We start from the raw sequence: 13,485 nt of genomic DNA on the forward strand, positions 1-13,485 counted from the left end.
GGAGCGGACACGGCGGAGGGCTTTCGCGACGAGGGCGGGGCCTCCCCTGCCGGGTGGGCGGGGAGGCGGGAGGTGCCACCGGGCCGGAGAGCTCCGGGCAGCCTTGAAGGCTATACCCCGGCTATGTGCTCCGTCCAGCGGCCGCCGCGATCCGGCGGTTCCCCCGCCTCCGCCGTCAGCGGACGCGGACCGAGAGGCAGGTGACGCAGCCCTCGAGCTTCTCGAACTCCGAGACGTCCACGGTGAGGACGCGGTAGCCCAGGCTCCGCAGTAGCTCGGCGCTCCGGGGAGCGGAGGCGGCCATCAGGAGGGTGTCGTCGTCGAGGACGACCACGTGGGCGCCCGCCTCCTCAGGCATCGGCAGGAAGGAGGGGAACAGGCGCGGCTCGTCGACGACCGGCTCCCAGCCGATGACCGTGCCGTCGGGCAGCGCGGTCACGGCGCTCTTGAGGTGCAGCACCTTCGTCAGCGGGACCGCGACGACGTCGTACCCGCGGGGCCGGAGGATCGCGCGCAGCTGGGCGACCCCCGCCGCGTCGGTCCGGCCTCCGCGGCCGACGTAGACCGTCGATCCCACCTTGAGGACGTCGCCGCCGTCGAGCGTGCCCGGCTCCTCGATGCGGTCGACCGTCAGGCCGAGGGCGCGGACGGCCTCCTCGGCGCCCGCCGTCTCTCCACGGCGGGACTCCGCTCCGGACCGGGCGATCACAGCGTGGTCGCCGAAGACGACGACCGCGTCCTCGAGGAAGACGGAGTCGGCGAGTCCGGGCGCCGGTGCGGCCTCGACCGTCTCCCAGCCGGCCCGCTCGAGCAGGTCGACGTACGCCTCCCACTGCTGCTGGGCGCGCTGCTGGTCGACGGGGACGCGCTCGAGGTGGGTGAGCTCGCCCGCCGAGAGGTCGGCGGCCGGGGCCCGGACGATCGCGATGCGGCGGTCGGTGACGACGGCGGCCGGAGCGCCCGTGGTGCGGAGGCGGTTCCAGAGCGCGCGGCCGACGCTCGCCGCCGAGACGGTGAACGCGAGCAGGAAGACGAGGTTGAGTCCGGCGAAGGTCTGGAAGATGGAGGCCCAGACGGCGCCCGTGACGGCCTCGCCGGTGGCGCTGGCTTGGACGAGCGTGCCGAACACGGCTCCGACCACACCCGCGACGAGTCCCGCGAGCGCGGCGCTCCAGGTGCGTCCGAGCATCCCCGCGACGGCGAGGACGAGGACGACCACGAAGCCGAGCACGCTCGAGAGCAGGAAGTAGGCGTTGACCTGCGGGATGGAGCCGGGCTGCAGCTGGTTGCCGATGAAGAAGGCCAGCAGGTTGGCGAGGTGCGCCACGAGCGCGGTCGCCGCGGCGGCGAGCAGCGCGACGAGGATCCGGCGGCCCGTCCCGGGCGCGCGGCCCCGGTTCGAGGCGATCGTGGAAGCGGCGGTCGGGGTGTCGGGAGTGGACGCGGGCGTCGAGTCGGAAGGCACCCGGTGACCCTACGCGCCCCCGCCCGCGCCCCGCCTGTCGATCCCCTAGCAGCCCCCTAAGAGCCGCCCGCCGCAGGGCAGAGCAGTTTCAGCGGCGTCCCGTGCCAAGCGATTCCCGCGACCGGCGACGCGACCCGCTCTACGGAACGCGCCCCGTCGCCGAGCCGACCGCGCCCCGCCGCGCAGGGAGCGGCGGTGAGATCGAACACCACTTCTTCCACCGAGTGGCGGGCGCTCCGCGCCCGTCACTCAGTGGAAGAAGTGCCGCTCCCCCGTCGTGTACATCGTGACGCCGGCGCGGGCGGCCGCGTCGATGACCTCGGCGTCGCGGACGGACCCGCCGGGCTGGACGACGGCCTTCACGCCGGCGGCGAGGAGCACCTCGAGGCCGTCAGCGAAGGGGAAGAACGCGTCGGAGGCGGCGACGGAGCCGGGGGCGCGGTCGCCGGCGCGGGTGACGGCGAGGTGGCAGGAGTCGACGCGGTTGACCTGGCCCATGCCGACGCCGACGGAGGCGCCGCCCTTGGCGAGGAGGATCGCGTTCGACTTGACGGCGCGGCAGGCCTTCCACGCGAACTCGAGGTCGAGCATCGTGTCGGCGTCGGCGGGCTCGCCGGCGACGAGCTGCCAGCCGGAGCTGACCTCGCCGGGGCCGCCGATGAAGCGGTCCGGCTCCTGCAGCAGCAGGCCGCCGGAGATCTGCTTGAACTCGCGCTCGACGGGGGCGTAGAAGTCGGGGAGCTGCAGCAGGCGCAGGTTCTTCTTGGTCTTCAGCACCTCGAGCGCCTCGGGCTCGAAGCCGGGGGCGACGAGCACCTCGGTGAAAATCTCCTTCACCGTCTCGGCCATGGCGAGGGTGACGGGCCGGTTCGCGGCGATGACGCCGCCGAAGGCCGACACCGGGTCGCACTCGTGGGCGCGGCGGTGGGCGGAGGCGATGGGGTCGATCGCCTTCGAGCTCGCGATCGCGATGCCGCACGGGTTCGCGTGCTTGATGATCGCGACGGCGGGCAGTACGAAGTCGTAGGCCGCGCGGACGGCCGCGTCGGCGTCGACGTAGTTGTTGTAGGACATCTCCTTGCCGTGCAGCTGCGTCGCCTGCGCGATGCCGGTGCCGTCGGGCGAGACGTAGAGGGCCGCCTTCTGGTGCGAGTTCTCGCCGTAGCGGAGGACCTGCTGCAGGGTCCCGCGGATCTCGACCGAGCCCTCGACGCCCTCGGCCGCCTCCTGCCCGGCGAACCAGGCGGCGACGGCGGAGTCGTAGGAGGCGGTGTGCGCGAAGGCGCGGGCCGCCAGGGTGCGGCGAGCGGCGAGCGTCGTGCCGCCGTCGGCGAGGGCGGTCGCGATCCCGGAGTAGTCGGCCGGGTCGACGACGATCGCGACGTTGGCGTGGTTCTTCGCGGAGGCGCGGACGAGGGCCGGGCCCCCGATGTCGATGTTCTCGACCACGGTCGCCGCGTCGGCGCCGCCGGCGACGGTCTCGCGGAACGGGTACAGGTTCACCACGACCAGCTCGAACGCGGCGATGTCGAGCTGCTCCAGCTGCTCGCGGTGCGAGGCGAGCCTCAGATCGGCGAGGATGCCCGCGTGCACGGCCGGGTGCAGCGTCTTCACGCGGCCGTCGAGCGACTCCGGGAACCCGGTGACGGCCGAGACGTCGGTGACCTCGTGGCCGGCGCCGCGGAGGGTCGCTGCGGTCGAGCCGGTGGAGACGAGCTCGACGCCGGCCGCGGCGAGCGCCGCTCCGAGCTCGAGCAGGCCGGTCTTGTCGCTGACCGAGATCAGCGCCCGGCGGACGGGGACCCGGTCGCGGTCGTCGTAGCTGCTGGGGTCGTGGGCGGTGATGCTCATGCGCGGGCGAGCTCCTCGAGGTCGACGGTTCCGTGGGCGATGTCGAGCACCGTCTGCACCAGCAGGCGACGCTCGATGGTCTTGATGCGCTCGTGCAGCGCGTCCTCGCTCTCGCCGAGGAGCACGGCGAGGCTCTCCTGGGCGATGACGGGGCCCGTGTCGACGCCGGTGTCGATCACGTGCACGGTGACGCCGGTCTCGGTCGCGCCGGCGGCGAGGGCGTCGCGGACGGCGTGAGCGCCGGGGAAGAGGGGCAGCAGGGCGGGATGCGTGTTGATCATCCGCGGGCTGAGCGCGTCCACCACCACGGGCGGCAGGATGCGCATGAAGCCCGCGCAGACGACGAGGTCGGGCTCCCACTCCCGGATGCGCCCGAGCAGGGCGGCGCCCCACTCGTCGCGGGAGGAGAAGCCGCGCGGCGCGACCGTGAAGGCGGGGACTCCGCGCTCCTCGGCGTGGCGGAAGCCCTCGGCGTCGGTGTCGCTGCCGACCGCGACGATGCGGGCGGGGAAGCCCTCGTCGCCGGTGGCGTCCAGCAGGGCGCGGAGGTTCGATCCGCCGCCGGAGAGGAGCACGACCAACTTCAGCACTGCGCAAGTCTAGGGGGACGCCTCCGCCGGCGTCAGCCGCGCCGGCTGCGGCCCGCGGCGAGGCCCAGGCCCGCGGCCAGCGCGAGCTCGAGGGCGGCGACCGCCCCGACGACGAGCGGGTCCGGGCCCACCTGGGCGAGCCGCCCGGGCCCGGCGGCGCCCGCCGAGAACCAGGCGAGGAGCCCGAGCAGCAGGCCGCCGACCACGCCGATCCCGCCGGCCGCGGCCGCGCCCCAGCGCAGCAGCGAGCGTCCGTCGAGCGCCTCGATCACGCCGCGCCGCAGCCGCCATCCCGCGGCGAACCCGGCGAGCAGCGGCACGAGCAGCCCGAGGAATCCGAAGGCCGAGTCCCCTGCGGGCAGTGCGGCGAGGACCGGGATCGACGGGATCGGTCCGAGCAGCGTTCCGGCCGCGCTCACGGAGGAGCCGGTGCCGAGGGCGAAGCCCGGGCCGATCAGCCAGCTCGCCGCCCAGATCACCAGGTTCGGGAGGAACGCGAGCTGCCCGAGAGTGAGGGCCAGGCCGCCGAGCGCCTCGGCGCCGAGGCTCTCGTAGAGCGCGACGACCGAGGTGTAGTGCACGACCAGCAGCACGGCGACGAGCACCGCCGCGACTCCGACCACGCCGGCCGCGGCGAGCGCTCCCCCGCGCAGCGACGCGAGGACGAGCCCGGGCCCCGGCGCGGGGACGCGGTCGAGCGCGGAGGCGGCCAGCTCGCCGAGGGGGTCGGCCTCGTCGCTGCGGGCGGAGTGGAGCGCTGCTCCGACGAGCACCCCCAGCGCGAAGACGAGCGGCGGCAGCAGCGTCCCCTGCAGGGGATCGACGGTGGCGGCCGGGTCCGCGGATCCGAGCGAGACCAGGAGCGCGATCGCCAGGTAGGTCGCGATCGCGACGAGGACGCCGATGGCCCGGAACGGCGACTCCTGGGCGCGGCGGCCGGTGCGCGCGCCGAGCAGCACGGTGAGGAGTGCGAAGGCCAGCGGAGCGATCGTCACCGGGAAGGCGTCCGCGCCTCCGGGCAGCGCGACGGCGAGGGCTGAGTCGGGGGCCAGCGCCGCCTGCAGGTCGGCCCCGTGGCCGAGCAGCCAGGCGTCGGCGGCGACCCGCCAGAACACGCCGAAGTCGACCGTCGTGTCGTACTGCACGGCCCAGAGGACGGTCAGCGGGACGAGCGGGATCGCGATCCCGATCAGCGCCGACAGCGCGGCGTCGAAGGCGGCGAGGAGGGCGACGGTGATCCGGTTCATGGGCCTGACGAGCCTAGCGGCGGCGCGCTCGGAGGCGGGTCAGGGGCGCGCCGCCCGGCCCTCTAGTGTCGGAGCCATGACGGGGACCTCGGACGCACGGACGGAGCGCGGCCTGGACCGCCTCGTGAACTTCTCGGACGCCGTCGTCGCCATCGCCATCACGTTCCTCGTCCTCCCCCTGGTCGACGTGGTCGAGGAGGGCCGCGCGGCCGATCTGGGGTCCCTCCTCACCGGGCACTACGGCACCCTCTCCGCCTTCTTCATCACGTTCGCCGTGATCGGGCGGCTCTGGGCGGTCCACCACTCCGTCTTCGAGGGCGTGGCCCGGTACTCGCCCGCGCTCGTCGTCGCGAACTTCGTCTGGCTGGCCGCGGTCGTCCTGCTCCCCTTCGCGGCGAACCTGATCTCGAACGTGCTCGACACCGACGGCAGCGTCATCGCGCTCTACATCGGCACGATGATCGCGGCGAGCGCGGCGACCCTCGCGATGCAGCTCATCGTGCGCCGCGATCCGGATCTCCTGGCCCCGGGGGCGGAGCCGCGGCGCTCCCTCTCGAGGTCGCTGATCGTGATCAGCGTCCTCCTCGCGGCCCTCGTGCTCGCCGTCGCGGTGCCGGCCGTCAACATGTTCGCGCTCCTGCTGCTCCTGCTCTCGGGTCCGATCGAGCGCCTGGTGCACCGCGGGCGCCCCGGGGGACGCGCGGCCCACCGTCGGACGGAGCGCGGGCTCGACCGGCTCGTCAACTTCTCGGACGCGACCGCCGCCATCGCCATCACCGTCCTCGTCCTGCCGCTGGTGCAGCTGGCTCCCGAGGTCGCCCGGGAGGGCGGCGGAGTCCCGGCGCTGCTCGCGGAGCACCTGGACTCGGTCCTCGCCTTCGCGCTCTCCTTCGCGGTCATCGCCGTCTTCTGGATCCCCCACCACCGCGTCTTCGAGATCGCCGGGGACTACGACGGCGCCCTGGTGTGGCTGGACCTGCTCTGGCTGGCCGCGCTGGCGTTCTTCCCGTTCTCGACGAGCGCGCTGGCGCTGTTCCCGGACTCCCGGGCGACGATCGGGCTCTACATCGGCACGATGGCCGCGATGAGCGGGGCGCTGGTCCTGATCGAGCTGCGCCTCTCCCGGCACCCGGAGCTCAGGCGGCCCGGCGCAGGGCCCCTGCCGCTCGCGCCCGCCCTGCTGCCCTTCGCGCTGCTCCTCGTCGCACTGGGGCTGGCGCTGCTGATCCCGTCGGTCGGGCTCTGGTGGCTGCTCCTGCTCCTGCTGCAGCGGCCCGTCCGGGCACTGCTCGCGCGGCGCTGATCCTCAAGCGCCGGGCGTCCAGCCCAGCTGCGGGGCGATGCGCTCGGCGACGGCGCGCAGGATGCGCCGGTGCGACTCCACCCCGCCGACCGCCGGGAGCGTCACCGTGAGCGCGTCCGCCTCCGCGAGCGCCGGATCCGCGGCGAGCGATGCGACGATCCGCTCCGGGCTCCCGACATGGAGGGGGCTGAAGCGCATCGGGGCGGCGATGATCGACCGGTCGGCCGTGCGGGGGCGGCCCTCGTCGTCCATCCGCGCGAGGTAGCCCTCGATGAAGGGGCGGTGCGCCTCCTCGTCGGCGGCGTCGAGCAGCGGCAGCACGATCCGGCCCGCCGTCACCCTCGACGTGCGCCCCGGGTGCGCTGCGGCGAAGGCCTCGCGGTAGGCGCGGATCTGCACCGCCTGCTGCTCGGCGAACGGCAGGCCCGTCTCCTCCGTGTTGAGCGTGGACACCTGCAGGTGCATGCCCTGCTCGCCTGCCCGGACCGCGGAGGACACCGTTCCCGCCCCGTACCAGAGCCGGTCGGCGAGGCCGGGCGCGTGCGGCTGCTGAACCAGCGGAGCGCCGACCGGGACCGACATCAGGGCCGACTCCGCGACGCCGAGCACGGCGCCCGAGAGCGCCTCGCGGAGTCGCGCGATGCGCTCCTGCGCCTCCTCGCGGAAGTCGCGCTCGGCCTGCCCGAACACCCCGTCGAAGACGGAGGAGAGATGCGCGAAGCCGCTGCTGACGCCGAGGTCGAGGCGTCCGCCCGAGAGCAGGTCCACGGTCGCGGCGTCCTCGGCGAGGCGCACGGGCGACTCGTAGCGGGCGCCGATGACCGCGGTACCGAGGCGGAGGCGGCGGGTCCGCTGGGAGGCGGCCGCGAAGAAGGTCATCGGAGACGCGAGGTAGCGCTCGAAGTGCCGCACGCGGACCCAGCCGGTGCCGTAGCCGAGCTCCTCGGCGAGCTCGAGCAGGGCCAGCCCGTCCTCGAGGCTCCGCGCGGCGTCGCCGGGCTGCTCGGGGCCCTCCGGGTACGGCACGAAGGTCAGCAGGTCGAGTCCGAGGCGGCGTGTCACACTGCGACGCTACTCCGGCCGGACCCGCCCCGACGACGGAACGGACGGCGCCGCCCGCCGGAGCAGGGGCACCGTCCGTTCCGACGGTGGTGCGGGGAGGACGGGCGCTAGAGCGCCGCGTAGACCTCGCGGAGCAGGGCGGCCGTCTCGGACGGCGTCTTGCCGACCTTCACGCCCGCGGCCTCGAGGGCCTCCTTCTTGGCCTGCGCGGTGCCGGCCGAGCCGGAGACGATGGCGCCGGCGTGGCCCATCGTCTTGCCCTCGGGGGCGGTGAAGCCCGCGACGTAGCCGACGACGGGCTTCGTGACGTTCGCCTTGATGAAGTCCGCGGCGCGCTCCTCGGCGTCGCCGCCGATCTCGCCGATCATCACGATCGCCTTCGTCTCGGGGTCGGCCTCGAACGCGGCGAGCGCGTCGATGTGCGTCGTGCCGATGATCGGGTCGCCGCCGATGCCGATCGCGGTCGAGAAGCCCAGGTCGCGCAGCTCGTACATCATCTGGTAGGTCAGGGTGCCCGACTTCGAGACGAGGCCGATCGGGCCCTTGCCGGTGATCGTCGCGGGGGTGATGCCCACGAGCGACTCGCCCGGCGTGATGATGCCGGGGCAGTTGGGGCCGATGATCCGCGTCTTGTTCCCCTTCTCCTGCGCGTACGCCCAGAACTCCGCGGAGTCCTGCACCGGGATGCCCTCGGTGATGACGACGAGGAGACCGATCTCGGCGTCGATCGCCTCGATGACGGCGTCCTTCGAGAAGGCGGGCGGCACGAACGCGATGGAGACGTCGGCGCCGGTGGCCTCCATCGCCTCCTTCACGGTGCCGAAGACGGGGAGCTCGACGTCGCCGTGGGTGACGGTCGTGCCGGCCTTGCGGGCGTTGACGCCGCCGACCACGTTCGTGCCGGCCTTGAGCATCAGCGCGGTGTGCTTGGTGCCCTCGCCGCCGGTGATGCCCTGGACGATGACCTTGGAGTCCTTGGTGAGGAAGATCGACATGCTTGTTCTCTGATTCCTTGAGTCGTCGGGTCCGTTACGCGGCGGCGAGTTCGGCGGCCTTGTCGGCGCCCTCGTCCATGGTCGCGGCGAGCGTGATGAGCGGGTTGGCGGCGGCCTGGAGGATCGCGCGGCCCTCCTCGACCTTGTTGCCGTCGAGGCGGACGACGAGCGGCTTCGTGGCCGAGTCGCCGAGGATCTCGAGCGCCTGGAGGATGCCGTTGGCGACCGCGTCGCACGCGGTGATGCCGCCGAAGACGTTGACGAAGACGCTCTTGACCTGCTCGTCGCCGAGGATCACGTCGAGGCCGTTCGCCATCACCTGGGCGGAGGCTCCGCCGCCGATGTCGAGGAAGTTGGCCGGCTTCACGCCGTTGTGCCTCTCTCCGGCGTAGGCGACGACGTCGAGGGTCGACATGACCAGGCCCGCGCCGTTGCCGATGATGCCGACCTCGCCGTCGAGCTTCACGTAGTTGAGGTCGTTCTCCTTGGCCTTCGCCTCGAGCGGGTCGGCAGCGTCCTTGTCCTCGAGCGCGGCGTGGTCCGCGTGGCGGAAGCCGGCGTTCTCGTCGAGCGAGACCTTGCCGTCGAGCGCGACGATGTCGCCCTCCTCGGTGAGCACGAGCGGGTTCACCTCGACGAGCGTGGCGTCCTCGCCGGTGTAGACGTCGTAGAGCTTCACCAGGACGGGCGCGACCTTGGCGATCAGCTCCTCCGGGAACTTCGCCGCGCGGGCGATCTCCTCGGCCTTGGCCTGGTCGATGCCCTGGCCGGGGACGACCTCGACGCGCGCGAGGGCGTCGGGGCGCTCGACGGCGAGCTGCTCGATCTCCATGCCGCCCTCGTAGGAGGTGAGCGAGAGGTAGGAGCGGTTGGCCCGGTCCAGCAGCACCGAGAAGTAGAACTCGCGGTCGATGCGCGCACCGCCGGCGACCATGACGCGCTTGACGACGTGGCCCTTGATGTCGAGGCCGAGGATCGACTGCGCCGCGGCGAACGCGTCCTCGGGGGTCTTCGCGACCTTCACGCCGCCCGCCTTGCCGCGGCCGCCGATCTTGACCTGCGCCTTGACGACGGTGACGCCGCCCAGCTTCTCCGCCGCGGCGCGCACCTCCTCCGGCGTGTCGGCGACGATGCCCGGGAGCACGGGGACGCCGTACTTCTCGAACAGATCACGGGCCTGGTATTCGAAGAGATCCACGCTGCATTCCCATTCCGCGCCGAGCGCGCTTGCGTTTCGAGTTCGAGGTGGCCCGGACGACGCCGGAGTCTCGGCACTGTCCCTGGGCCGCGCCGAGTCTACTCCGCACCCGCCGGGGGCTTCCCGTGCGGTCGCTCCGCGCCCGCCGGACGCCCGCCGGGGGCACCGGCTCCTCCTATGCCCGCCGCTCCCGCGTAGCGTGGAGCCATGTCGTCGGCCACCCGCACCCCGGACGTCTTCCGCGAGGGCGTGTTCCTGCTGGCGGGGGCGCGCGCGATCCTCCTCCAGATCGCGCACCCGGCGGTCGGGCAGGGCGTCGCCGACCACTCCGACTTCGTGCACCGGGCCGTGAACCGCCTGCACGGGACGCTCTCCTACCTCTATGTCCTGCACTACGGCACTCCCGAGGACGTCCGCGCCGTCCGCCGCCGCGTGAACAGGGCGCACGTGCCCGTGCGCGGCCCCGGCTACACGGCCTTCGACCCGGAGCTGCAGCGCTGGGTCGCGGCGACGCTCACCCAGTCGATGCTGCAGCTCTACGAGGGCGCCTTCGGCGCGCTGAGCGAGGAGGAGGCGGACGACATCGTGCGCCGCTCCGTCGTCGTCGGTGCGGCCCTGCAGATGCCCGCGGACCTCTGGCCCGACTCCCGCACCGCGTTCGACGCCTACTGGGAGCGGGAGCTGGAGCGCCTCGACGTCACGCCCGCGGCCCGCCGCGTCGCCCACGACCTGCTGGGCCCGAGCATCGCCGCCTGGTACCTGCGCCCGCTCGGCCCCTACCTCCGCCTGATCACCGCCGGCCTGCTCCCGGCGGCGCTCCGCGAGCCCTTCGGCTTCCACTGGACCGCACGGCAGGAGGCGCGGTTCGAGCGGGCGCTCTCGCGCACCTTCGCCGTCTACCGCCTGCTTCCCGCGATCGTGAGGACGGCGCCCAGCCGCTACTACCTCGCCCGGGTCCGACGCGACGCTCAGAAGCCGGCCACGACCTCCCAGCCCGCGTAGGCGGCGAGCTCCAGCCCGAGCGCCTGCGCGGCCGCACGCGCCTCGTCGATCCCGCGCTCGTCGCGCACGTCGACGGTGACCGGCACGCTGTCGCCGAACCCCGCGATCTCGACCCGCGCGCTCGTCGGACCGCTGTAGAGCGGAACGTGCGCGTCCGCGGTCCGCGCGCCGACCACTCGCGAGCCGGTCGCCTCCGCGATCACCGCGAGGGCGAACGGAGCCGTCACCACCGCGTCCGTGTAGAGCGTCGCCTCGCCGCGCATCGCGCCTCCCGTCGTCCGACCCGCGAACCGGGCCGCAGCAGTCCGACTGTAGGCAGCCGCCCGCGCCTCCCGCACCCCCTTCCGCTCGGCGCCGGGATGCGCACTCCCCGCCCGTCCGTGCTGAACATCCGGTGCGGATCGCTCGACGCGGCCGCCCGGCGGATCTACGGTGAAGCACCCGGCATCCGCCGCGGCGGTCAACGACGACTGGAGCCTTGATGAGCATCACCGAACCCCGCACGGCCGAGGCCCCCGCCGCTCCCCCGCCCGCCGCCGGCTTCGGCACCCTCTCCGTCGCGGCCATCCTGGCGGAGGCGGCGCGGCGCACCCCTGACACGATCGCCATCCGCGTCGGCGAGCAGGCCGTCGACTACGCGACCCTCTGGCGGCAGACCCGTGCCTACGCCGGAGCCCTGCGCGCCCAGGGGATCGGACCGGGCGACCGCGTGGCCCTGCTCGTCCCGAACGTCCCCGACTTCCCCCGCGGCTACTTCGCCGTCCTCGCGCTCGGCGCCGTGGTGGTCCCGGTGCACGCCCTGCTCAAGCACGACGAGATCGCCTACGTCCTGCGCGACTCCGGAGCCGTCGCGCTCGTGTGCGCCGCTCCGCTGCTCGCCGAGGGGGCCGCCGGAGCGGACCTCGCCGACGTTCCCGTGCTGAGCGTGATGGTGCCCGACGGCACCGCCTCGCCCCTCCCGCGCCTGGAGGACCTCGCCGCGGAGGCGACCCCGATCGACGGCTACGTGCCCCGCTCCCCCTCCGACACGGCGACGATCCTCTACACCAGCGGCACCACCGGCCGCCCGAAGGGGGCGGAGGGGACGCACTTCGCGATCGTCTCGCAGTCGGACGTGCTGCTGATGAACACGTTCGACCTGCACCGCGGCGACGTGGTGCTCGGGGCGCTGCCGCTCTTCCACACCTTCGGGCAGGTCTGCGCGATGAACACGGCCTTCCGCACCGCCGCGACGGTCGTCCTGGTGCCGAAGTTCGACGGCGACGCCGCGCTCGAGGCGATGATCGCCCACGGCTGCACGGTCTTCGAGGGCGTGCCCACGATGTACGTCGCCCTGCTCGACGCCGCGACCCGGCGCGAGGACCGGCCGCCGCTGCGCTACGCGGTCTCGGGAGGCGCCGCGCTGCCCGTCGCCGTGATCGAGCGCTTCCGCGAGGTGTTCGGCGTCGAGATCTACGAGGGCTACGGGCTCACCGAGACCTCCCCGGTCGCCACCTTCAACCACGTCGGAGTCCCGCCGCGGCCGGGCACGGTCGGCACGCCGATCTGGGGCGTCGAGGTCGAGGTCGCCCGCCCCGACGTGACCGACCGCGTCGAGCTGCTCCCCCGGGGCGAGCTCGGCGAGATCGTGGTGCGCGGGCACAACCTGATGAAGGGGTACCTCGGCAATCCGGCGGCGACCGCGGAGGCGGTGATCGACGGCTGGTTCCGCACCGGCGACCTGGGCACGAAGGACGAGGAGGACTACGTCCGCATCCTCGACCGCACGAAGGACATGATCATCCGCAACGGCTACAACGTGTACCCGCGCGAGGTCGAGGAGGTGCTGATCGGGCACCCGGCCGTGCAGAACGCGGCGGTCTTCGGGATCCCGGACGAGCGCCACGGCCAGGAGGTGATGGCCGCGGTGATCCTCGCCCCGTCGGCGACCGCCACCGCGGAGGAGCTGATCGCCTACGCGAACGAGCACCTCGCCGCCTTCAAGTTCCCCCGCCGCGTCGAGTTCGTCGACGCCCTCCCGCTCGGGCCCAGCGGCAAGATCCTCAAGCGGGAGCTCGTCGCGCGCTACGCCGGCTGACCCCTTCCGCGAGATGCCACTCGGGTGAGCCCGCCACGGCGTGCCTCCCACTCGAGTGGAATCTCGCGGACGGCGACCAGAGGGCACACGGGAAGGGACGGACGTCAGCCGAGCAGGGACCAGACGGTCCCGGCGAGGACGGTGCCGACCGCGGCGCCCGCGAGGACCTGAGCGGGGGTGTGCGCACCGAGGCGCACCCGCGACCAGAGCACCCAGAGGACGATGGGCACGCTGATCAGCAGGGAGAGCGGTCCGTAGGCGATCAGCACGACGACGGCGCAGGTGGCGACCACCGCCGCGTGCCCGGACAGCTTCCAGACCAGGTTGACCACGCCGACGGCGAGCACCACGGCCACCGTCACCACGCCGAACGTGGTCACCGCGGCAGGAGCGCCGAGCACGGCGAGCAGTACCAGGCCGGCCGCGATCGACACCAGCGCCAGCGCGATCGGCAGCGCCCGCTCGCGCCGGTCGGGCACGTGATGGTCGCCGTGGATCCGGCCGGTGCGCATCAGCAGGCGGATGACGAGGTAGGGCACCACGCCGACGAAGAGCGCCGCGAGCGCTCCCCAGGCGACGCCGAGCAGGGGCGGATCCGCGACGCGCGCGCCGACCACGACCGGCACGAGCACCGCGAGGACCGCCGGGGAGAACACCTCCGTCGCGAGCCGCGCGGCCGCCGATCCGGCCGCCAC

General features: G+C 73.6%; 12 protein-coding genes. 3 read left to right on the forward strand and 9 right to left on the reverse strand.

The features are described 5' to 3' along the window. Window positions 1-175: 175 nt before the first annotated feature. The 4 genes from ddaH to C5B95_RS14880 form a co-directional block, all read right to left on the reverse strand. The gene (gene ddaH / locus C5B95_RS18015; protein ID WP_308471276.1) at window positions 176-1,465 is read right to left on the reverse strand and encodes a dimethylargininase; all 1,290 of its coding nucleotides are present in this window, start codon (window positions 1,463-1,465) and stop codon (window positions 176-178) included. 249 nt (window positions 1,466-1,714) lie between these two features. Further along, a complete protein-coding gene (gene purH, locus C5B95_RS14870) occupies window positions 1,715-3,316 on the reverse strand; it encodes a bifunctional phosphoribosylaminoimidazolecarboxamide formyltransferase/IMP cyclohydrolase (protein ID WP_104238472.1) in 1,602 nt (533 codons plus the stop codon). After that, on the reverse strand, window positions 3,313-3,906 hold the full coding sequence (purN, locus tag C5B95_RS14875; RefSeq protein WP_104349513.1) for a phosphoribosylglycinamide formyltransferase: 594 nt from the start codon (window positions 3,904-3,906) through the stop codon (window positions 3,313-3,315). The genes purH and purN overlap by 4 nt, the downstream gene beginning before the upstream one ends. 32 nt (window positions 3,907-3,938) lie before the next feature. Further along, window positions 3,939-5,153, reverse strand: coding sequence for a DUF6350 family protein (locus C5B95_RS14880; protein WP_104227293.1), 1,215 nt, complete (start codon window positions 5,151-5,153; stop codon window positions 3,939-3,941). 76 nt (window positions 5,154-5,229) lie between these two features. On the opposite strand from C5B95_RS14880, the gene C5B95_RS14885 reads away from it, so the two are divergent. Then, a complete protein-coding gene (locus C5B95_RS14885; protein ID WP_181068101.1) occupies window positions 5,230-6,456 on the forward strand; it encodes a TMEM175 family protein in 1,227 nt (408 codons plus the stop codon). A gap of 3 nt (window positions 6,457-6,459) precedes the next feature. Here the strand turns inward: C5B95_RS14885 and C5B95_RS14890 are convergent, their stop codons facing one another. The 3 genes from C5B95_RS14890 to sucC form a co-directional block, all read right to left on the reverse strand. Further along, on the reverse strand, window positions 6,460-7,518 hold the full coding sequence (locus tag C5B95_RS14890; protein WP_104256119.1) for an LLM class flavin-dependent oxidoreductase: 1,059 nt from the start codon (window positions 7,516-7,518) through the stop codon (window positions 6,460-6,462). 107 nt (window positions 7,519-7,625) lie between these two features. Next, a complete protein-coding gene (gene sucD, locus C5B95_RS14895; protein ID WP_104224929.1) occupies window positions 7,626-8,513 on the reverse strand; it encodes a succinate--CoA ligase subunit alpha in 888 nt (295 codons plus the stop codon). 34 nt (window positions 8,514-8,547) lie between these two features. After that, a complete protein-coding gene (sucC, locus tag C5B95_RS14900; protein ID WP_104224928.1) occupies window positions 8,548-9,711 on the reverse strand; it encodes an ADP-forming succinate--CoA ligase subunit beta in 1,164 nt (387 codons plus the stop codon). Window positions 9,712-9,918: 207 nt separating this feature from the next. Here sucC and C5B95_RS14905 point away from each other — a divergent pair, with 207 nt between their 5' ends. Next, the gene (locus C5B95_RS14905) at window positions 9,919-10,713 is read left to right on the forward strand and encodes an oxygenase MpaB family protein (RefSeq protein ID WP_104349515.1); all 795 of its coding nucleotides are present in this window, start codon (window positions 9,919-9,921) and stop codon (window positions 10,711-10,713) included. On the opposite strand, the gene C5B95_RS14910 is transcribed toward C5B95_RS14905, so the two are convergent. Further along, the gene (locus C5B95_RS14910; protein WP_104224926.1) at window positions 10,680-10,976 is read right to left on the reverse strand and encodes a hypothetical protein; all 297 of its coding nucleotides are present in this window, start codon (window positions 10,974-10,976) and stop codon (window positions 10,680-10,682) included. The two genes, C5B95_RS14905 and C5B95_RS14910, sit on opposite strands and share 34 nt — an antisense overlap. A 218-nt stretch (window positions 10,977-11,194) precedes the next feature. Here C5B95_RS14910 and C5B95_RS14915 point away from each other — a divergent pair, with 218 nt between their 5' ends. After that, complete coding sequence (locus C5B95_RS14915) at window positions 11,195-12,790, forward strand: long-chain fatty acid--CoA ligase (RefSeq protein ID WP_104317960.1); 1,596 nt, start codon at window positions 11,195-11,197, stop codon at window positions 12,788-12,790. A 104-nt stretch (window positions 12,791-12,894) separates the two neighbouring features. On the opposite strand, the gene C5B95_RS14920 is transcribed toward C5B95_RS14915, so the two are convergent. Beyond that, window positions 12,895-13,485, reverse strand: a complete 591-nt coding sequence (locus tag C5B95_RS14920) for a phosphatase PAP2 family protein (RefSeq protein WP_104227299.1) — start codon at window positions 13,483-13,485, stop codon at window positions 12,895-12,897.

The organism is Rathayibacter sp. AY1A7, from assembly GCF_002930845.1.
In the GTDB taxonomy this organism is placed as follows: domain Bacteria; phylum Actinomycetota; class Actinomycetes; order Actinomycetales; family Microbacteriaceae; genus Rathayibacter.